Raw genomic sequence first — 19,198 nt, forward strand, 5'->3', positions numbered from 1 at the left:
CTTGACCGACTATCGATTGACCGACGTCCACATCTGGGACGGGACCGCCCCGCGCGGGGTGGGGACGGTGCACTGGAACGACGGCGGACCCGCGGGCCGGATCGAGGCCGTCGACGTCGACGGCGACCTCGGCGCACCGGCCTCGTTCACCGTCATCCCCGGTCTGATCGACACGCACGTCCACCTCATCGGCAATGCCTCGGACACTCCCGCCGACTTCCTGTCGTGGCCGCTGACGACACGTCCCGAAGAACAGGTGCTCCACGGACTCGCGCACGCCCGACGGGCGCTCGCGGTGGGGGTCACGACGGTGCGCGACCTCGCTGCCGATGACGTGCAGTTCTCCCTGGCGAGAGCGCTCGATGCCGGTGTCGTGGAGGGGCCGCGCGTGCTGGCCCACGGCCTGGTGAACATGACGGGCGGGCACGGCGATCTCTTCATCCCTCCCGCGGTCGTCGATCGCAAGCCCGTCGCCGACGGTCCGGACGCGTGCCGTGCTCTCGTCCGACGATGGGCGCGATCCGGCGCCGACGGTATCAAGGTGCCGGTGAGCGGTGGTGTGCTCTCGGTCGGCGACAAGGCCTCGTGGCGCAACTACACCGACGCCGAGATCGCGGCCATCGTCGACGAGGCGCACGCGTTGGGTATGCGGGTCGCCGCCCACGCGCACACCGAGGACGGCATCCGTCGCGCGATCGCCCACGGGGTCGACTCGGTGGAGCACGCGACCAAACTCACTGCCGAGCTCGCACAGCAGTTGGTGAACGCCGGAACCACCGTCGCTCCGACGCTGCTCATCAACGATCGCATCGCGGACGGGTCCGTTCCGGTGGCGGCTGCTCAGCGCGAGATCGCCCGCGAGCTCGTGGCGGGCCGCGACGAGGTGTTCCGGGCTGCGGCCGATGCGGGTGTGGAGTTCGTGCTGGGAACGGATGCCAACGGCTTCCACGTCGGGTTCGACGACCAGTGGGAGGAGCTACGCGCGATGGCCCGTGTCTTCGGATGGGAAGCCGGGCGTGCGCTCGAGGCCGCGACCGCCCGGGCGGCCGCGGCGATCGGCCGCGCCCACGAGCTCGGACGAATCGCGGTCGGCCACGCAGCCGACCTGGTCGTGCTGCGGGGCCGGCCCTGGGAACAGGTCGACGCGCTGCGCGCCGACGCGGTCGTCGCCGTCGTCCATCGTGGGCGTGTGGTCGCGGGGCGTCTCCCGGGCTGATCTCGTTTCCGCGGGCTGGTCGGCGTCGGCGCGCGTGAGACGGTGCGCCGACGCCGCCGCGGCGCGCTAGTGCGATTCCACGACGCAGACCGCGCTCGTTCCCGGGATCAGCGCCTCGAAGACGTGCGGCGCGTCTCCGGCGTACGAGAGGTAGTCGCCGGGGGAGAGCTCGAACGCCTCGTCCGCCGGCCCGACACGGCCGCGGCCCGATACCAGCACGACGTGCTCGACGGTGCCGCGCGGATGCGGCTCGGAGATGCGTGGGGCACCCGGCTCAGCGCTCAGGAGATAGATGTCGCGTCGGGCGTGCGGCGGGCTCGCCGAGAGCAGGACCGCCAGGTAGTCGGATGCCGACGAGGCCACGGCGGCTGTCGCCTCACCGGCGCGGATGAGCGTGGGGGAGCGCACCCCCTCGTCCACGAGGACGGCGAACGGGATGTCGAGTGCGGAGGCAAGGGCCCAGAGCGTCTCGACGCTCGGATTGCCTCCGCCGTTCTCGAGCTGGGAGACAGTGGCCTTGGCGACCCCCGCGCGCCGTGCGAGCTCGGAGACGCCGAGGTCGCGGCGCTCCCGCTCGCGTCGCAGGGTCGCCGCGATGCGCTCGCCGAGATCGGTCATATGTTCATTATGCTCATCGATCGTTCGACTTGACGAACGCGCAGCGTTCGTTCACGATGATGATCATGCGTTCGATTGACCGAACACCGGAGCGTGCGGCGGTTCGCCAAGCGCTCGCGGTCGCCCTGGCCACCAGTGCCTACGGCATTTCTTTCGGAGCGCTTTCGGTGGCGTCCGGTCTCGACGTCTGGCAGACCTGCGTGCTGAGCCTGTTGATGTTCACCGGAGGGTCGCAGTTCGCCTTCGTCGGGGTGATCGCCTCCGGGGGAGTGGCGGCGGCCCCCGCCGCGATCGCCTCGGCCGTTCTGCTCGGGGTGCGCAACGCCGCCTACGCCATGCGGATGTCGCCCGTGGTGGGCGGCGGACTGTGGCGGCGCGCGGCCGCAGCGCCGTTCACGATCGACGAATCCGTCGCCGTCTCGCTCGCTCAGAACACCACCCGTGCGCGCCGCACCGGATTCTGGGTGACGGGCATCGCGATCTGGGTCGGGTGGAATCTGTCGACCCTCCTGGGCGGTCTCCTCGGCGACGTTCTCGGCGACCCGCGTGCCTACGGCCTCGACGCGGCGGCGGCGGCCGCCTTCCTCGCGCTGCTCTGGCCGCGTCTGCGGGGCCGACAACCTCTCGCCGTCGCCGCGGGCGCCGCAGTGATCGCCGCGCTGCTGACGCCCGTGCTCATGCCGGGCATCCCCGTCATCGCTGCAGCCGGAGTCGCCGTCGCGGTCGGACTCTTCGACCCCCGCCGTCCCACGGCACCGCCCCGGGTCGTCGCAGAAGAGAAGGGGATGCCATGACCCTGTGGGCAGCTGTTCTCGTGGCATCCGTTCTCTGTCTCGCGCTGAAGGCGGTGGGCTACCTCGTGCCCGCACGCTGGCTCGAAGCGCCACGACCGGCGCGCATCGCCGATCTGCTGACGGTCGCGCTGCTCTCCGCTCTCGTGGTGGTCCAGACGCTGGCCGTGGGGTCGGCGATCGTGATCGACGCCCGGGTGCCCGCGGCCGCGGTGGCGGCTCTGCTGCTCTGGGCCCGCGCCCCGTTCCTCGTCGTCGTGGCGGGGGCCGCTGTCACCGCGGCCGTGCTCCGCTCCTTCGGCTGGGCCACATGAACGCGCACCTAGACTGACGCGGTGAGTTCGGTGATTCTGCGCGTGGTCGGGTGGCTCGTCGCGTTCCTCGTGGGCGCTTTCTACGGGACGGCCGCGACCGTCGGGCACGCGTTCCGTATCGGCCCCGTGCCCGTGGGACTCATCCTCGCCACGCTCGGTTGTGCGGCGCTGCTCATCGCGCTGCGCACGCTGACGCAGGATCGGGTCAACTCGATCGCCGGTGGACTCGGGATCATCGGGGCGACCTTCCTGTTCTCGCAGCCCGGTGTCGGCGGATCGGCGATCGTCGCCGCAGCGACCCCCGATACCGCCTGGATCGCCCTGGCGTGGACGCTCGTCGGTCCGATCCTCATGGCTCTCGTGGCCTTCTGGCCCGACGTCTCCCGCATGCGCACCGAGGCCCCGGCCGGAGGATAGGGCCTGCGCGAGCCGGAGAAGCCCGGTCGCCGACGCGATTAGACTGGGCGGGTGACTTACGTGATCGCCCTTCCGTGTGTCGATGTCAAAGACCGCGCCTGCATCGACGAGTGTCCGGTCGACTGCATCTACGAGGGTGAGCGCTCGCTCTACATCCACCCCGATGAATGCGTCGACTGCGGTGCGTGCGAGCCGGTGTGCCCCGTCGAGGCGATCTACTACGAAGACGACCTGCCCGAAGAATGGTCGGACTACTACAAGGCGAACGTCGAGTTCTTCGACGACATCGGGTCGCCGGGCGGCGCCGCCAAGGTCGGCGTGATCGCCAAGGACCACCCCGTCATCACCGCGCTTCCCCCGCAGGCTCACTGAGCCGTGGGCGTCGCCGACCTCGCGGACTACCCCTGGGACGCCGTCGCCCCCTACGCGGAGCGTGCGCGACGACACCCGGCCGGCATCGTCGACCTGTCGATCGGGTCGCCCGTCGACCCGACCCCCGCGGTCGTCGCCGACGCTCTCGCCGACGCGACGGACGCGCACGCCTATCCGCAGACTGCCGGGACGCCGGCACTGCGTGAGGCGATCGCCGACTGGTACGCCCGACGCCGCGGCGTGCCGGGACTGACGGCCGCGAACGTGCTGCCGACGGTCGGGTCCAAAGAACTCGTCGCGTTGCTGCCGCTGCTGCTGGGTCTCGGCCCGGGAGACGCCGTGGTTCATCCGCGCGCGGCGTACCCGACCTACGAGGTCGGGGCGCGTCTCGTCGGCGCCGAGCCCGTGGCATCCGACGATCCGGCCGACTGGCCCGCGAACACCAAGCTCGTGTGGGTGAACTCGCCGGGCAATCCCGATGGGCGGGTGTTGTCGGTCGCTGAGATGACGGATGCCGTCGCGCGGGCGCGCGAGCTGGGAGCCGTCCTGGCCTCCGACGAGTGCTACGCCGAGCTGGGGTGGGACGCCCCGTGGGACGTGGAGCGGGTGCCGAGCGTGCTCGACCCTGCTGTCGTCGGGGACGATCTGTCGAGAGTGCTGTCGGTGTACTCGCTGAGCAAGCAGTCGAATCTCGCCGGGTATCGGGCCGCGTTCCTGGCCGGTGACGGGCGACTCGTCGCCCGGCTCCTGACGGGGCGCAAGCACCTCGGCCTCATGCCGCCCGCGCCCGTCCAACGCGCGATGACCGTTGCTCTCGGCGACGACGCTCACGTGGTCGCGCAGCGGGAGCGTTACGCGCGCCGCCGCGCGCTGCTGAAGCCCGCGATCGAGGCGGCCGGGTTCACGGTCGACCGGAGCGAGGCAGGGCTGTACCTCTGGGCGACCGAGGGGCGTGACGCGTGGGAGAGCGTGGGACGGCTCGCCGATCTCGGCATCCTCGTCGGCCCGGGACACTTCTACGGCACGCATTTCCCGAACCACGTCCGGTTCTCTCTCACCGCGACCGACGAGCGGATCGCGGCGGCAGCCGAGCGGCTGACCCCATGACTCAGTCCGGGCGGCTCCACGCCTCCCACAGGCGCGCGTAGGCTCCCCCCGCCGAGCGCAGGTCGTCGTGCGTGCCTTCTTCGTGCACGCGTCCGGCGTCGAGCAGCACGACCCGGTCTGCCGCGGCGGCCTGGCTGAGACGGTGGGCGACGACGAGGGCCGTTCGTCCCTCCACCGCGGCGAGAGCGGCATCCTCGAGTCGTCCCGCCTCGGTAGAACCGGCCTCCGCCGTGGCCTCGTCCAGGACGACGAACGCGGGGTCGGCCAGCACGACGCGGGCGAGGGCGAGATGCTGCGCGTCAGAGGCCGACAGCGGCGTCCCCGAGGCGCCGACGGGCTCGTCCAGTCCGCCGGGCAGGCGCGACACGACCGATTCGGCACCCACGCGGCGCAGGGCGGCGAGCAGGTCGGCGTCGTGCGCGGCGGGCGCGGCGAGGGTGAGGTTCTCACGCAGGTCGGTGTCGAACACGTGTACGTCCTGCGTGACCAGGGCGACCGAGGCGGGGCGTCGTACCTCGCCCGTCTCGGGGTCGTGCACGCCCGCGGCGATCGCGGCCAGGGTGGACTTGCCCGCGCCCGAAGCGCCGACCACCGCGACGGTCTCTCCCTCGGCGACACGCATCGACACGGCGTGCAACACGGGTCGGCCGGGGTCGTAGGCGTGGGTGATCTCACGCAGCTCGACCTCGCCGCCGGGGGGCGTGTCCGTCGCCGATGGAAGGGCAGGCCGCGCTCGATCGTGACGGTGAGCCCCGGGCTCCGCCGCGCGGACGACGCCGACGATCCGCGCGAGTGAGGCCAGGGCGGATTGCAGGTCGTCGACGACGAAGAGCAGTTCGTTGATAGGGCCGAACAGGCGCAGGAAGAGCAGCATCGCCGCGGTCGTCCCGCCCACCGTTCCGTTCCCGTTCGACACGAGGACGAAACCCACGACGAGCAGCCCCGCCATTCCGAGGTACTCCGCCGCATTCAGCCGGGCGAAGAAGAGGTTCTGGATGCCGCGAGCCTGCATGCTCCACCGGACGACGGTCCACGACGCGGTCGAGATACGGTTCAGGTGCGTCGACGCGGTGCCGTACGCGCGCACCGTCTCGAGCCCACGCAACGCGTCGAGGAGGTGCTGTGCGCGGTCGGCCATCGCGGCACGCTCGGCCGCGTAGACACCGGGTGCCGTGCGCAGGTACCGACGCACGGCGACCGCGTGCAAGGGGGTGATCGCCACGAGAGCGAGGGCGTACCAGGGGTCGATCACGGCCATGCCGACCAGGCTCACGGCGATCGTGAAGGCAGCGCCCGCCAGCGCGGGGACCACGCGCGGGATGGCGTCCGACACCTCGGCGACGTCGTCGCCGGCGCGCGCGATCAGGTCTCCCGTCCCTGCGCGCTCGACCCGCGTCGGCGGAAGGTGAAGAGCGGTCTCGACCATGCGTTCGCGGAGGTCGGCGAGCGCGCTCTCGAACAGCCGCGACGCGGCGACCATCCCGATCGCGGAGAGGACGGCCCCGATCAGGACCGCACCGGCCATGGCGGCCGCGAGCAGTGCCGCGAGGGCGGGGGTGTCGTCGCCCGCGCCGATCGCATCCACGACCCCGCCGAGCGCGAGCGGTCCGACGAGTCCTGCCACGGCCGCCCCCAGGACGACGACGATCAGCGCGGGCAGGCGCCACCACCCGCTCGGGAGGGACCGCCACAGTTCTCGGGCGACGTCGCGAACCGACGCGAGAGGGAGCGGAGCGTTCATGCGCTCGCTCCGTCGCCGAGGCGAACGACGCGGTCGGCGATCGCGGCGAACGCCGGCGCCCGGGTGACGACGACCGTTCGGCGGTGACGGCGGGCCGCGCGAACCCGCTCGGCTATTCGCGCTTCGGTCACGGCATCGACCGCGGTGGTCGGCTCGTGCAGCACGAGAAGTTCGGGGTCGCGCGCGAGGGCGCGCGCCAGGGCGACGCGCTGACGCTGACCGCCCGAGAGGGCCGTCCCGTTCTCTCCGACACGACTGTCGAGTCCGTCGGGAAGGATGTGGGCCAGGTCGTCGCACGCGGCGGCCCGGAGGGCCGCCGTCACGGTCGCGGGGTCGGGCGGCGCGGCATCCGGAGCCGAGGAGACGACGTTGTCCGTGACCGTCCCGGTGAACAGATGAGCGGCATGCGGTGCGTGGAGTGCCTCCGGATGCCGAGCACGCAGGGCCGCGACCATGTCCGCGGCGCTGTCGCCGTCGCACGCCACGACGAGGAACTCCTCCGCTCGGATGTCCGGCACGGGTACCGGTCGAGGCGTGTCCTCAGCGACGTCCGCGACGGGTTCGGCGTCTCGCAGAACGTCCAGCACGCGGGCCGCGGACGCTGTCGCCGACGCCCACCACGCACCCGTGTACAGCGACAGCGACCGGAGGGGGTCGAGGAGGAACTGCGCGAGTCCCACCACCGCGATGAACGCCCCGAGGCCGAGGGCGCCCGACAGGGTGAGGATCGCCGCGGTGACCGCCACTGCAGTGAGGAACAGCCCCGTCACGATGCTCATCGCTCCGCCGAACACGCCCTCCGCACGCCGGGCGCGCAGCGTGTCGTCGAGGGCCGCACGGCTGGCGCGGCGGTAGCGGCGGCTCGCTTCGGCCTCGGCCCCGATCCCGCGGATGATGCGGTACCCGCTCAGGAGGTCGGCGGCGCGTCCGGCGGCGATCGCGGCGGCCTCCTGCTCCTCACCGCTGCGGTCCCGCAACCTGCGGCCTGCGCGCTCCGTGAGCCAGAGCAACAGCGGTGCGCCGAGGAGTACCGCGAGTCCGAGAGGCCAGGAGAGCGTCACCAGCACGGCACCGCCGAAGAGCACGGCGGCGAGCTGCCCGAGCGGGTAGACGCCGATCTCGACGGCCTCCGAGAGCCGATTGGCATCCGAGGTCGCGATCGAGAGGGCCACCCCCGGCTGTTCGGAGGGGCGTCCGGGACGAGGAGAGCGACGAAGCACGTGTGCCGCCACGGTCGTGCGGAGCCGGTGCTGGACCGCCAGCATGCCGAGCTCGGCCAGCCGCGAACCGAAGCGCCACGAGAACGACAGCAGCAGGAAGTCCGCGGCGAGCACGCCGAGCCACAGAATGAGCTGCGCGGGATCTGCGGCGGTGATCGCCCGTTCGATCGCCACGCCCATGATGATCGGGACGAGAGCCTCGCCGACCTGGTGGGTGATCGAGAGGAGCGCAGCGGGAGCCGTGTACCGCGGAGCCGCTCCCATCACGCGGAAAGCGAGAGAGCGCGGTGTCGTCCGCGCGGTCACCGGCAGGGGACGGGTCTCGAGGGGCTGCGGCGGGGCCTGGAGCAGCATCCTCATCGCCGGGAGGTCCGATCGCGCCCGAGAGCCGACACCGCCGGAGTGCCCGAGACGGGGTCGGGCGTCACGACGCAGGCGAGGCCGAACACATCCTCGACCATGTCGGCGGTGACGATGTCGGCGGGCGCCCCCTCGGCGACGATGCGCCCGTCTTTCACGGCGATGAGGTGGCTTCCGTATCGCGCCGCCTGGTTCAGGTCGTGCAGGACGGCGACGAGGGTCCGTCCCTGGGCGTTGAGGTCGGTGAGCAGCTCCATCAGCTCGATCTGGTGCGCGATGTCGAGGAACGTCGTCGGCTCGTCCAGCAGGAGAATGGGCGTCTCCTGCGCGAGCGACATCGCGATCCAGACGCGCTGACGCTGACCGCCGGAGAGTTCGGAGACGAGGCGTCCCGCCAGATCGGTGGTGCCGGTGGCATCCATCGCCTCCGTCACCGCTGCTTCGTCATCGACCGACCATTGCCGGAGGAACCCCTGATGGGGATACCGGCCACGGGCGATGAGGTCGATCACCGTGATGCCGTCGGGAGCGAGCGAGGTCTGCGGCAGAAGCCCCACCGCGCGGGCGAGTTCCTTCGGCTGGTACTCGCTCAGGGGGCGATCGTCGAGGCGCACCTCGCCGGATGTCGGGGTCAGCAGCCGCGCGAGGGCGCGCAGCAGCGTGGACTTGCCACTGGCGTTGGCGCCGACGATGACGGTGAACGACCCATCCGGGATGGCGACCGAGAGGTTGTCCGAGATGATCCGACGGTCGTACCCGATCGTCAGGCCGCGAGCGTCGAGGCGGGCGGGAACGGTCATGCGCGTCTCCGGGTTTCGTGGATGAGGAGCCAGACGAGGTAGAGGCCTCCGACGACGACTGTCACGAGGCCCACCGGCAATGGGGTGGGCACGACGTGCTGTGCCACGACGTCGGATGCCAGCAGCACCACCGCTCCCACCAGCGCCGACGGCACGAGGGCGATGCCGGCGGTGCGGGCGAGACGCCGAGCGATCTGCGGCGCGGCGAGCGCGACGAACGCGATCGGTCCCGCCGCGGCGGTGACCACGGCGGTGAGGGCAACCGCGCAGACGACGAGGCCGAGGCGCGCGCCCTCGACACGGACGCCGAGGGCGCGCGCCGCGTCGTCGCCCAGCTCGAGACGGGACAGTGAGCCGGAGAAGAGCGCGAGCGCGGCGAGAGCGACGACGACCACCGCCGCAGCGGGAACGAACTGCGCCCACCCCACGGGCGACAACGAACCCGCGCCCCACACCGCGGCGACCATCGCGACCTCCACCTTGGCCCGAAGCAGCAGATAGGTGCTGAGTGCCTGCAGCATGGCGGAGACGCCGATGCCGACCACGATCAGGCGGAAGCCCTGGATGCCACGCCGGTAGGCGAGCGCGTACACGAGGGCAGCGGCGGCGAGGCCGCCGACGATGGCCCCGGCGGACACCGGGACGCTGCCCGCCGACGCGCCGAGCAGAAGAATGGCGCCGAGTCCGCCGGCATAGGAGCCCGCGGACAGTCCGATGACGTCGGGGCTGGCGAGCGGGTTGCGGGTCAGCGATTGGAACACCGCACCGGACACACCCAGCGCGGCGCCGAAGAGGAGGGCGGCGAGCACGCGGGGGAGACGCCACTCGCGGACGACGGTCGCGGTGAAGCCGTCGTCGACGCCGAGGAGGGCACCCGCGACCTGCGCGGGGCCGAGGGGCAGGTCGCCGAGGCAGAGGGCGAGGACGGCCAGTGCGACGGCGATGAGAGCCACGATGCCGCCCGTGACGACGGTGCGGATGCGGAACCGGAGAGACGCGCGTCCACGACGTACGACGGCGGTACGCGGGCCCGCGACGAGGGTCACAGCGCGCTCGCTCTCGTCCGACGCACCAGAGCGATGAGAACCGGAGCCCCGACGAAGGCGGTCACAATTCCGACGGGTACCTCGCTCGGCCAGAGGACCACACGGCCGACGATGTCGGACAGCAGCAGCACGGTCGGGGCGATGAGCATCGTATAGGGAAGGATCCACCTCTGGTCGGGGCCGACGATCCACCGGGCCACGTGCGGGGCCATGAGTCCGACGAACCCGATCGGACCGGCGATCGCCGTGGCGGATCCCGCCAACACGGTGATCGCGACGATCGAGAGCACGCGTGTGCGCACGAGGCGCGTGCCCAAAGAGCCGGCGAGCTCGTCGCCGAGTCCGAGGGAGTTCAGGGAACGAGCGCACGCGAGCGCGACGATCGTGCCGGCACCGATGAAGGGGACGACGGGGAGGATGACATCCCATCCGCGCTCGACGAACGATCCGGCGTTCCACCCGCGCAGACGTGCGAAGGTGACCGGGTCGAGCAGCATCAACGCGCTCGTGATGCCGAGGAGGACGGCGCCGACGGCGACCCCCGCGAGCGTCAGGCGTACCGGGTCGGGGCCGCCGCGACCGGAGCCGCCGATGGCGTAGACGGCGACGGTGACCAGCAATGCACCGCCGAATGCCCAGGGCAGGAACTGCACGGCCGACACCGCGCCCAGCACGACGCCGATCGCGACGAACAGCGCGGCTCCCGCATCCACTCCCAGGATGCCGGGGTCGCCGAGGGGGTTGCGCGTGAACGCCTGAATGAGCGCGCCGGCGAGTCCGAGGGCGGCACCGGCGACGATCGCCGCGACGGTACGGGGAACGCGCAGATCGAGCACGATCTGGTCGGTCACCGTCCCACCCGGCGCGGTGAGGGCGTGCCAGAGGTCCGCGGGAGAGAGCGCGTTCGAGCCGATGGCGATGCTGAGGGCCGCCGCGACCACCAACGCGCCCAGGGCGAGGAAGAGGCCGACGGCCCGGCGGCGACGCGGAACGGCAGGGCGGTCGCGCCGTGCCACGGAGCGCGGCGCGACCGCGAGAGGGGTCGTCACCGCCGGTCAGCCCTCGACACTCTGCGGCGACTCGCCCGCGACGGCCTTCTCGAGGCGCGGTACGAGCTTGTCGATGACGTACTTCTGGCTCAACGGGGTCAGGAAGTAGATCGCCCCGGCGAGTTCGGCGTCGGTGTACACGGCCCGACCCTCGGTGACCGCGGACAGCGACCGCGTGGTTCCGAAATCGAGCAGGTCCGGCAGCGACTCGGCGCTCTCGGTCGCGAAGACGATCACATCCGCGTCGATGAGCGACATGTTCTCGCCCGAGATGGCCGCCTGGGCCCCTGCCTGCTGCACGTACTTCTCCAAGCCCGGAGTCATCACGAAGCCGAGATCCGTGAGGAAGTCGGTGTTGAGACCGTCGGGATAGACGTAGATGCTCCCTTCCCACGGGCCGCCCTGCGAGAACGACGCCGTCTTCCCCGCGAACTCGGGGTGGGCGGCTGCCGCAGCGGCATACTGCTCCTCGATCCCGGTGATCATCTGCTCGCCTTCGGCGCTGCGCCCCATCGCCTGGGCGATCTGACGGGTCTGTCCCTTCCAGTCCGAGAAGTACCGTTCGGCGCCCGGCACGCTCGCGATGGTCGGGGCGATCGCGCTGAGCTTCGTGTAGTCGTCCGCGGTCATGTTCGCGTTGGTGCCGACGATGAGATCGGGCTCGAGCGAGGCGATCTTCTCGAATTCGAAGCCGTCGGTCGCGCTGAGGACCGTGGGCTCCGCTCCGTTCAGCAGCGGCGTCGCCCAGGGCCAGACGGCGTACGGCTGCTCGCCGTACCACTCGGTGGTGGCGATCGGGGGCGTGCCGAGTTCGAGCAGGATGTCCTGTTCGGTGAGGCCGACCACCACGACGCGCTGGGGCTCTGCCTCGACGGTCGTCTCACCGAACTGGTGCGTCACGGTGACGGGGAAGGAGTCGCTCGGTTCGGTCGAGTAGGTGGTGTTGTCGGCGACCGCTTCGGTCGTGCCTCCGCAACCGGTCAGGAGGGAGGCCGCGACGGCGAGGACGGTGCCGAGCGTGGCGAGACGCGCGGAGCGGGAGCGGGGGAGGGAAGCGGGCATGGCGACTCTCGGTAGACGGGGATGGGCGCCGCTAGGTTAGCCTTGCCTTACTCTGGCCGCCATCGTCGTGAGGAGACACCCCGTGCTGATTCCGGACTCGCTGATGTCGCGTGGCGAACATCCGACAGCCTCGGATGCCGTGGACGCCGCGACCGATGCTCGTCACTGGACATTCGCGGAGTTCGCCGTGACGTCGACATTCGTGGACGTCGGTAGCGGTTTCGATCTGCATCGCCACGAAGAGGATCAGCTCGCGTGGATGGCATCCGGGTCCATGGAGCTCTCGGTCGGAACCGACCGGTGGCACCTCCGCCGCGATCACGCGGCATGGATCCCCACCGGCGTCCTGCACGAGATGCGCTTCACCGAGCCGGGCGAGCTCGTCAGCGCCTACGTCGACCAGCGGCACCGCCCGGCTCGTTCGGGGTGGACTCGGGCGAGGGTCCTCGCGCTCGACCCGCTGGGGGCATCGCTGCTGAGATACCTCTCCGTGGAGGGGAGGTCCGAGGTGCGTCGGCAGGAGTGCTACGCCCTGCTCAGCGACCTCGTCGCCGAGGCCCCCGTCTCGCGCGAGGTCGTCGCGCTCCCGCAGGACCCGCGTGCGCGGGCCATTGCGGTGGCTCTCCTGGAGGCTCCCGACGACGGTCGCGATCTCGACGCGTGGGCGCGCGAGGCGGGTGTCAGCGCGAAGACCATCGCCCGCGCCTTCCTCGCCGACACCGGTCGGACGTTCCGCGAATGGCGTGTGCGGGCACGCCTCCATGTCGCGGTCGGCCGCCTCCTGCAGGGGGAGCCCGTGCACGCCGTGGCGCTCGCCGTCGGGTACGACTCCGTCAGCAGCTTCATCTCCGCCTTCCGCGGACGCTTCGGCGTGACGCCGGCGGCGTACGCCGCGCGCTCGCGCAGCCCTGACCGCTGATCGGATCGTCGCCGGGGGTCGGGGGATCAACGCGCGCGATGAGGAGGATCCCTCCATTCGATGGGGGCATCCTTTGGCGGTGTCATCTGTACGTGCCCCGGCCTACTAGGCTGTAAAAGCACTATGTTCGGGCATCCCTCCGAGCGTGTGTCGACCGTGAGGCCGCACTCGTGGCATCCACCGGTCGAGAACGGCCGCGGGTGCCTCCGCCCCCGTGGCCCAACGAATTGGGCGACCAGAAATCGCAAGGAGGCGCGGTGAGCGACGCGGGCACGCAGCAGGACAAGGCCACCCTCTCGGTGGGGGGAACCACCGCCGAATTCCCGGTCCTGCGAGGTACCGACGGCGTTCCGAGCATCGACGTCTCGACGCTGACGAAGCAGACGGGTCATACGGCCCTCGACTACGGCTTCGTCAACACCGCCTCGACGAAGTCGAACGTCACCTACATCGACGGCGACCAGGGCATCCTGCGCTATCGCGGGTATCCCATCGAGCAGCTGGCGCGCAACAGCACCTACCTCGAGGTCGCGTGGCTGTTGATCTACGGCGAACTGCCCTCAGCATCCGAGCTGGCCTCGTTCGACGAGCGAATCCGCCGGCACACGCTGCTGCACGAAGACCTGAAGAGCCTCTTCTCCGCCTTGCCGCCCACGGCTCACCCGATGTCGGTGCTGTCGGCCGCGACGGCGGCGCTGTCGACGTACTACGAGTCCGAGTCCGACCCGCACAACCCCGAGCACGTCGAGCTCAACACGGTGCGCATGCTCGCCAAGCTCCCCGTCATCGCGGCGTACGCCCACAAGAAGAGCGTCGGCCAGGCCTTCCTGTACCCCGACAACTCGCTGAGCTTCGTCGACAACTTCCTCAAGCTGAACTTCGGCGTCATGAGCGAGCCGTACGAGATCAACCCGGTCATGACCAAGGCGCTCGACCTGCTGCTGATGCTGCACGAGGACCACGAGCAGAACGCCTCCACCTCGACGGTGCGCCTTGTGGGGTCGACCGGTGCCAACCAGTTCGCGTCGATCTCCGCCGGCATCCAGGCCCTCTCGGGTCCGCTGCACGGTGGGGCGAACGAAGCCGTGCTGCAGATGCTCGGCCGCATCCGCGATTCCGGCGAAAGCGTCGAGCGCTTCGTCGAGCGGGTGAAGAACAAAGAAGAGGGCGTCAAGCTCATGGGCTTCGGCCACCGGGTCTACAAGAACTACGACCCGCGCGCGAAGCTCGTGAAAGAAGCGGCCGACGAGGTCCTCGAGGCTCTCGGCGTCAGCGACCCGCTGCTCGATCTCGCCAAGGAGCTCGAGCAGATCGCGCTGGAGGACGACTACTTCAAGGAGCGTCGCCTCTACCCCAACGTCGACTTCTACACCGGTGTGATCTACAAGGCGATGGGTTTCCCCACGCGCATGTTCACCGTGCTGTTCGCGATCGGGCGCCTGCCCGGCTGGCTCGCCCAGTGGCGCGAGGCGATCACCGACCCGCAGACGAAGATCGGTCGCCCGCAGCAGCTGTACACGGGCGCCGCCGAGCGGAACTACCCCGGTATCGGCTGAGACACCGCATCCCGAAGCGCCCCGTCCCTCTCGCGAGGGCGGGGCGTTTCGCCGTTCCGAGGCCGCCCGCGTCCTCGGCAGCGGGCGATCGCGGGTGCGGGTGGGCCCCGGTGGGCAGTCGCAGGAGGGATGCTCCGTTCGTGCCAGGCGCACCCCGGTAGGGTCGGGGCATGCCGCGCCTGCTCGTCCGCCGCCCCTCTCCGCTGCTCGCCGACGGCGAGCTGACCCACCTCGACCGCGTCCCCGTCGACCCCGATCTCGCCCTCGCCCAGTGGCGCGGGTACGTCGAGGTCTTCCGGCAGCGCGGGTGGGAGATCGTCGAAGTCGCGCCGGCCGACGAGCAACCCGACGGAGTGTTCGTCGAGGACGCCGTGGTGATGTTCGGCGACCTCGCGGTCCTGTGTCGTGCGGGAGCCGCCTCGCGGCGCGGCGAGGCTGCGAGCGTGCGCGAGCGGGTCGTGACATCCGGTATCGAGCTGAAGGAGGTCGTCGAGCCCGGCACGCTCGACGGCGGCGACGTGCTGAAGGTCGGGCGCACCGTCTACGTCGGGGCATCGGCTCGCACGAACACCGCCGGGATCGCTCAGCTGCGTGCTCTCGTCGAGCCGCGCGGGTGGGAGGTGCGCGAGATCCCCGTGACCAAGGTGCTTCACCTGAAGTCCGGCGTGACGGCGCTGCCGGATGCCACCGTCGTCGGGTTCGAGCCGCTCGTCGACGATCCCACGCTGTTCCCCGTGTTCGCCGGTGTCCCGGAAGAGCACGGGACAGCGGTGGTCGTGCTCGACGAGAGCACGGTGCTCATGTCGTCGGACGCGCCCGAGACCGCCGACGCGCATCGCGCCCGCGGCCTCGCGGTGATCACCGTCGACGTCAGCGAGTTCGAGAAGCTCGAGGGCTGCGTGACGTGTCTGTCGGTGCGGGTGCGTGACGCAGGGGCACCGGCGTAGCCGCAGCTCCCATCGGAACGCGCTCCTTGCGCGGGAGGCCCCGGAGAACCGGGTCGAGTGCGGGGATGCCGCGCGGGCGCGACACCCCTCAGGCGTGCAGCGCCTCGTTCAACGTCACGCCGACGCCGGCGCGCGCCGAAGCCTCGACCGCACCGGTCAGCGAGTTGCGCCGGAACAGGATGCCATCTCGCCCCGACAGCTCACCGGCTTTCACCGTCTCGTCGCCGACGCGCACCTTCGTGCCCGCGGTGACGTAGAGGCCGGCCTCGACGACGCAGTCGTCGCCGAGAGAGATCCCGATGCCGGCGTTCGCGCCCAGGAGTGTGCGCGCTCCGATCGAAACGCGGTGGGTTCCGCCGCCCGAGAGGGTGCCCATGATCGAGGCGCCGCCACCGATGTCGGTGCCGTCGCCGATCACGACGCCCTGAGAGACGCGCCCCTCGATCATCGAGGAGCCGAGAGTTCCGGCGTTGAAGTTGACGAAGCCCTCGTGCATCACGGTCGTGCCGGGGGAGAGGTGCGCGCCGAGGCGCACGCGCGAGGCGTCAGCGATGCGGACGCCCGCGGGCAGAACGTAGTCGGTGAGGCGCGGGAACTTGTCGAGACCCTGGATCTGGATGCCGTGACGCTGCAGCGTGGCACGCAGGCGCGCCGCGTCATCGGGGTGGATGGGTCCGGCGTTCGTCCACGCGACGTTCGGAAGGTGTCCGAAGATGCCGTCGAGGTTGATCTCGTTCGGCCGCACGAGCAGGTGCGACAGCGCGTGCAAGCGGAGGTAGGCGTCGGCGGTCGAGGCCGGGGCGGCGTCGGCGTCGATCGTGAGCGAGATCGTTTCGACGCGCACGTTGCGGCGCTCGTCGCGACCTGCCTGGGCGTCGAGATCGGCGGGGCCCTCGGCCTGATCGCCCAGGACGGGGTTCGGGAACCACGCGTCGAGCACCGTCCCTCCCTCGGCGATCGTCGAGAGTCCGGCACCGCTGATACGTCGTTCGTTGCTCACGGCTCCAGGCTACCGGCGGGACGGCGCTCGGTAGGATCGGGGCATGCCGGCGCTCGATCTCACGTCCTCCTCTCTCGACCTCACCCGTGCCATCTGCGACATCCCGAGCGTCTCCGGCGACGAAACGCCCCTGGCCGATGCCATCGTGGACGCGCTCGCGTCCTACGAACATCTCGAGATCTTCCGCGACGGCGACACGATCGTGGCGCGCACGAACCTCGGACGCGACCGGCGCGTGGTGATCGCGGGGCACATCGACACCGTCCCCATCAACCGCAACCTGCCCGTTCAGGATCGCGAGATCGACGGCGAGCCCTTCCTGTGGGGACGCGGAACCGTCGATATGAAGGCGGGGGTCGCCGTTCAGCTCAAGCTCGCGGTCGAGCTCACCGAACCCTCCGTCGACATCACCTGGATGTGGTACGACCACGAAGAGGTCGACTCATCGTTGAACGGCCTCGGCCGCCTCTCGCGCAATCGTCCCGACCTCTTCGTCGGTGACTTCGCGATCCTCGGCGAACCGAGTAACGGCGAAGTCGAGGGCGGGTGCAACGGCACCCTGCGCGCGATCGTGCGGACCGACGGTGTACGTGCCCACAGCGCACGCTCCTGGATCGGCGAGAACGCGATCCACAAGGCGGCACCGATTCTGGCCCGTCTCGCCGAGTACCGTGCCCGCGAGATCGAGGTCGAGGGATTGCTCTACCGCGAAGGGCTGAACGCGGTGAAGATCTCCGGCGGTGTCGCAGGCAACGTCATCCCCGACGCCTGCGAGGTCGAGGTCAACTACCGTTTCGCGCCCAGCCGCGATGCGGCCGGTGCCGAGCGGGTCGTCCGCGACGTGTTCACCGGATTCGACGTGGAGTTCGTCGATGTCGCCGAGGGCGCCCGGCCGGGGCTGGATGCGCCGCTGGCGCAAGAGTTCGTGGAGGCCGTAGGCGCGACCCCGCGACCCAAGTACGGCTGGACCGATGTGGCGCGCTTCTCGGCCCTCGGCATCCCCGCGGTCAACTACGGGCCGGGTGACCCGCACCTCGCTCACCACGACGAGGAGCGCGTCCCCGTCGCGCAGATCGACGCGGTCGAGCGGGGACTCCGCGCGTGGCTGAGCGGGTCGTGACCGCTGAGGTCGAGGCATCCCGGAACACCCGCGGGTGGGCGCGTCTGCCCCTCGCGTGGCGTATCGCGCTCATCTACATCGCCGCGCGTCTGGTCACGACCGCTTTCTTCCTCCTTGCGGCCGGCCTGTCGGGGCCCGGGTCGCGTTTCGGCGCTGCGCCCTCGCTCGGCGAGCTCGCTCTGGGGTGGGACGCGCAGTGGTACTGGCTTGCCGCCGTGTCGGGGTACCCGTCCGCGTTGCCCGTGAACGCGGCCGGTGCGGTGACCGAGAACGCGTGGGCGTTCCTGCCGCTGTACCCGTACCTCTCGGCGGGCCTCGGAGGAGTGCTGGGCTCGTGGGGCGCCGGCGCGGTGACCATCTCGCTCCTGGCCGGCTACGGCGCGAGCCTCGTCCTGCACGCGCTGCTTCGCGAACGGCTCGGAGATGGAGCGGCCACTTGGGCGGTCGTGTTCTTCGCGGCGGGTCCTCTGGCGGCGCTGTTCCAGGTGGGTTATGCCGAGTCCCTGTTCCTGCTCCTGCTCTTCCTCGCGCTGTGGTGCGTCCAGAAGCGACGGTGGGTGTGGCTGTACGCGTTGATCCCCGTGATGGGTTTCACGCGCCCGGGCATCCTGGCTTTCGCCCTGTTCCTCGCCCTGTACGGCATCCATCGTTTCCTCCGTCGCCGGACCGACCCGCTGCCCCTCCGCGAGATCGTTCACATCGTCGCGCTCGGCCTGCTCAGCGCGGTCGTGGGATTCGCCTGGCAGGTGATCGCGGGAATCGCCACCGGTGACGCGGGTGCCTACCTCGCAACCGAGCTCGCGTGGCGACGCAACTGGATCGCCGACTCCAGCGGCCAGTTCGTCCCCGTCGAGGGATGGGTGCAGGCGGCGGCGTTCTGGTTCACGCAGTGGGGACTCGGGCCGTGGCTCGGGTATGTCGCCCTCGTCGTCCTCGGAGGTGCGGTGACTGCCGCGTTGCTCTTCCTCGGCCCCGTCCGACGACTCGGTGTCGAGGTGCGGCTCTGGTCGGCGAGCTACCTGATCTACCTGCTGCTCGTGTTCTTCCCGCAGTCGAGCATCTTCCGCCTGCTTCTGCCGGTCTCGCCCCTGTGGGGGGCCGCGGCGGTACCTCGGTCGACGGCGTGGCGCGTCGGCGTCCTGGGGCTCGCCCTGCTCGGACAGTGGTGGTGGATCTTCAACATGTACGCGCTCGGCAACACCTATTGGCGAATTCCCTGACCGGATGCCGGGGAGCTTCGCGTTGCGCGGCACGACGCGCCGCGCGAGCTACCGGTAAACTGTCAGGAGACCAACGACGAAAAGGGGGCCGCGATGGCAGCCATGAAGCCGAGAACCGGCGACGGACCGATGGAGGCCGTGAAGGAGGGCCGGCTGATCATCGTGCGCGTGCCGCTCGAGGGCGGCGGGCGACTCGTCGTCTCGGTGAACGACGCCGAGGCGAAAGAGCTTCACGACGTGCTCGGTGGTGTCGTCAGCGCATCCTGATCCATCTCCATGACAGAAGGCCGGTCCCCGCGGGGCCGGCCTTCTGTCATGTGAGG

General features: G+C 70.7%; 20 protein-coding genes. 12 read left to right on the top strand and 8 right to left on the bottom strand.

The features are described from left to right. Position 1 precedes the first annotated feature (1 nt). A complete protein-coding gene (locus tag PIR02_14625) occupies positions 2–1,216 on the top strand; it encodes an amidohydrolase family protein (GenBank protein ID WZH35989.1) in 1,215 nt (404 codons plus the stop codon). Positions 1,217–1,282: 66 nt separating this feature from the next. On the opposite strand, the gene PIR02_14630 is transcribed toward PIR02_14625, so the two are convergent. After that, positions 1,283–1,834, bottom strand: coding sequence for a helix-turn-helix domain-containing protein (locus PIR02_14630; protein WZH35990.1), 552 nt, complete (start codon positions 1,832–1,834; stop codon positions 1,283–1,285). A gap of 65 nt (positions 1,835–1,899) precedes the next feature. On the opposite strand from PIR02_14630, the gene PIR02_14635 reads away from it, so the two are divergent. Genes PIR02_14635 through dapC form a run of 5 tightly spaced genes read left to right on the top strand, consistent with a single transcriptional unit; the run spans position 1,900 to position 4,835 of the window. Next, positions 1,900–2,628 (top strand): AzlC family ABC transporter permease, encoded by a 729-nt coding sequence (locus PIR02_14635; GenBank protein WZH35991.1) that lies wholly within the window; start codon positions 1,900–1,902, stop codon positions 2,626–2,628. Continuing rightward, positions 2,625–2,939 (top strand): AzlD domain-containing protein, encoded by a 315-nt coding sequence (locus tag PIR02_14640; GenBank protein ID WZH35992.1) that lies wholly within the window; start codon positions 2,625–2,627, stop codon positions 2,937–2,939. The genes PIR02_14635 and PIR02_14640 overlap by 4 nt, the downstream gene beginning before the upstream one ends. Before the next feature lie 21 nt (positions 2,940–2,960). Continuing rightward, positions 2,961–3,356 (top strand): histidinol dehydrogenase, encoded by a 396-nt coding sequence (locus PIR02_14645; protein ID WZH35993.1) that lies wholly within the window; start codon positions 2,961–2,963, stop codon positions 3,354–3,356. A 51-nt stretch (positions 3,357–3,407) separates the two neighbouring features. After that, positions 3,408–3,728, top strand: a complete 321-nt coding sequence (locus PIR02_14650; protein ID WZH35994.1) for a ferredoxin family protein — start codon at positions 3,408–3,410, stop codon at positions 3,726–3,728. 3 nt (positions 3,729–3,731) lie between these two features. After that, positions 3,732–4,835 carry a succinyldiaminopimelate transaminase gene (gene dapC / locus PIR02_14655; protein ID WZH35995.1) on the top strand — a complete coding sequence of 368 codons (1,104 nt, stop codon included), beginning with the start codon at positions 3,732–3,734 and terminating at the stop codon, positions 4,833–4,835. A 1-nt stretch (position 4,836) separates the two neighbouring features. Here dapC and PIR02_14660 read toward each other — a convergent pair whose 3' ends face one another. The 6 genes from PIR02_14660 to PIR02_14685 are packed head-to-tail and all read right to left on the bottom strand — an operon-like array spanning position 4,837 to position 12,113. Then, a complete protein-coding gene (locus tag PIR02_14660) occupies positions 4,837–6,576 on the bottom strand; it encodes an ABC transporter ATP-binding protein (GenBank protein WZH35996.1) in 1,740 nt (579 codons plus the stop codon). Beyond that, positions 6,573–8,156 (bottom strand): ABC transporter ATP-binding protein, encoded by a 1,584-nt coding sequence (locus PIR02_14665; GenBank protein ID WZH35997.1) that lies wholly within the window; start codon positions 8,154–8,156, stop codon positions 6,573–6,575. The genes PIR02_14660 and PIR02_14665 overlap by 4 nt, the downstream gene beginning before the upstream one ends. Next, positions 8,153–8,956 (bottom strand): ABC transporter ATP-binding protein, encoded by an 804-nt coding sequence (locus tag PIR02_14670; GenBank protein WZH35998.1) that lies wholly within the window; start codon positions 8,954–8,956, stop codon positions 8,153–8,155. The genes PIR02_14665 and PIR02_14670 overlap by 4 nt, the downstream gene beginning before the upstream one ends. After that, a complete protein-coding gene (locus tag PIR02_14675) occupies positions 8,953–10,002 on the bottom strand; it encodes an iron chelate uptake ABC transporter family permease subunit (protein ID WZH35999.1) in 1,050 nt (349 codons plus the stop codon). Before PIR02_14675 ends, PIR02_14670 begins: the two co-directional genes overlap by 4 nt. Further along, a complete protein-coding gene (locus PIR02_14680; protein ID WZH36000.1) occupies positions 9,999–11,051 on the bottom strand; it encodes an iron chelate uptake ABC transporter family permease subunit in 1,053 nt (350 codons plus the stop codon). Before PIR02_14680 ends, PIR02_14675 begins: the two co-directional genes overlap by 4 nt. A 6-nt stretch (positions 11,052–11,057) precedes the next feature. Beyond that, a complete protein-coding gene (locus PIR02_14685; GenBank protein ID WZH36001.1) occupies positions 11,058–12,113 on the bottom strand; it encodes an ABC transporter substrate-binding protein in 1,056 nt (351 codons plus the stop codon). Positions 12,114–12,195: 82 nt separating this feature from the next. On the opposite strand from PIR02_14685, the gene PIR02_14690 reads away from it, so the two are divergent. From PIR02_14690 to PIR02_14700, 3 genes are all read left to right on the top strand, one after another. After that, a complete protein-coding gene (locus PIR02_14690) occupies positions 12,196–13,032 on the top strand; it encodes an AraC family transcriptional regulator (protein ID WZH36002.1) in 837 nt (278 codons plus the stop codon). A 257-nt stretch (positions 13,033–13,289) separates the two neighbouring features. Continuing rightward, positions 13,290–14,588: a citrate synthase gene (locus PIR02_14695; GenBank protein ID WZH36003.1), complete on the top strand. Its 1,299-nt coding sequence runs from the start codon at positions 13,290–13,292 to the stop codon at positions 14,586–14,588. Between the two features lie 170 nt (positions 14,589–14,758). Continuing rightward, positions 14,759–15,535: a N(G),N(G)-dimethylarginine dimethylaminohydrolase gene (locus PIR02_14700; GenBank protein WZH36004.1), complete on the top strand. Its 777-nt coding sequence runs from the start codon at positions 14,759–14,761 to the stop codon at positions 15,533–15,535. An 88-nt stretch (positions 15,536–15,623) separates the two neighbouring features. Here the strand turns inward: PIR02_14700 and dapD are convergent, their stop codons facing one another. Continuing rightward, a complete protein-coding gene (dapD, locus tag PIR02_14705; GenBank protein ID WZH36005.1) occupies positions 15,624–16,535 on the bottom strand; it encodes a 2,3,4,5-tetrahydropyridine-2,6-dicarboxylate N-succinyltransferase in 912 nt (303 codons plus the stop codon). 43 nt (positions 16,536–16,578) lie between these two features. Here dapD and dapE point away from each other — a divergent pair, with 43 nt between their 5' ends. The 3 genes from dapE (at position 16,579) to PIR02_14720 (ending at position 19,142) form a co-directional block, all read left to right on the top strand. Continuing rightward, positions 16,579–17,655, top strand: coding sequence for a succinyl-diaminopimelate desuccinylase (gene dapE, locus PIR02_14710; protein ID WZH36006.1), 1,077 nt, complete (start codon positions 16,579–16,581; stop codon positions 17,653–17,655). Beyond that, positions 17,637–18,875 (top strand): hypothetical protein, encoded by a 1,239-nt coding sequence (locus PIR02_14715; protein ID WZH36007.1) that lies wholly within the window; start codon positions 17,637–17,639, stop codon positions 18,873–18,875. Before dapE ends, PIR02_14715 begins: the two co-directional genes overlap by 19 nt. A gap of 93 nt (positions 18,876–18,968) precedes the next feature. Then, positions 18,969–19,142: a DUF3117 domain-containing protein gene (locus PIR02_14720; GenBank protein WZH36008.1), complete on the top strand. Its 174-nt coding sequence runs from the start codon at positions 18,969–18,971 to the stop codon at positions 19,140–19,142. Positions 19,143–19,198 lie beyond the last annotated feature (56 nt).

The organism is Microbacterium enclense, assembly GCA_038182865.1.
Taxonomy (GTDB): Bacteria; Actinomycetota; Actinomycetes; order Actinomycetales; family Microbacteriaceae; genus Microbacterium; species Microbacterium enclense_B.

Bases quoted from the DNA above. Each gene is read 5' to 3' on its own strand.
- PIR02_14660 (WZH35996.1), bottom strand. From the start codon at position 6,576: ATGAACGCTCCGCTCCCTCTCGCGTCGGTTCGCGACGTCGCCCGAGAA.
- PIR02_14720 (WZH36008.1), top strand. From the start codon at position 18,969: ATGGCAGCCATGAAGCCGAGAACCGGCGACGGACCGATGGAGGCCGTG.
- PIR02_14635 (WZH35991.1), top strand. From the start codon at position 1,900: ATGCGTTCGATTGACCGAACACCGGAGCGTGCGGCGGTTCGCCAAGCG.
- PIR02_14700 (WZH36004.1), top strand. From the start codon at position 14,759: ATGCCGCGCCTGCTCGTCCGCCGCCCCTCTCCGCTGCTCGCCGACGGC.
- PIR02_14670 (WZH35998.1), bottom strand. From the start codon at position 8,956: ATGACCGTTCCCGCCCGCCTCGACGCTCGCGGCCTGACGATCGGGTAC.
- dapE (WZH36006.1), top strand. From the start codon at position 16,579: ATGCCGGCGCTCGATCTCACGTCCTCCTCTCTCGACCTCACCCGTGCC.
- PIR02_14665 (WZH35997.1), bottom strand. From the start codon at position 8,156: ATGAGGATGCTGCTCCAGGCCCCGCCGCAGCCCCTCGAGACCCGTCCC.
- PIR02_14630 (WZH35990.1), bottom strand. From the start codon at position 1,834: ATGACCGATCTCGGCGAGCGCATCGCGGCGACCCTGCGACGCGAGCGG.
- PIR02_14640 (WZH35992.1), top strand. From the start codon at position 2,625: ATGACCCTGTGGGCAGCTGTTCTCGTGGCATCCGTTCTCTGTCTCGCG.
- PIR02_14685 (WZH36001.1), bottom strand. From the start codon at position 12,113: ATGCCCGCTTCCCTCCCCCGCTCCCGCTCCGCGCGTCTCGCCACGCTC.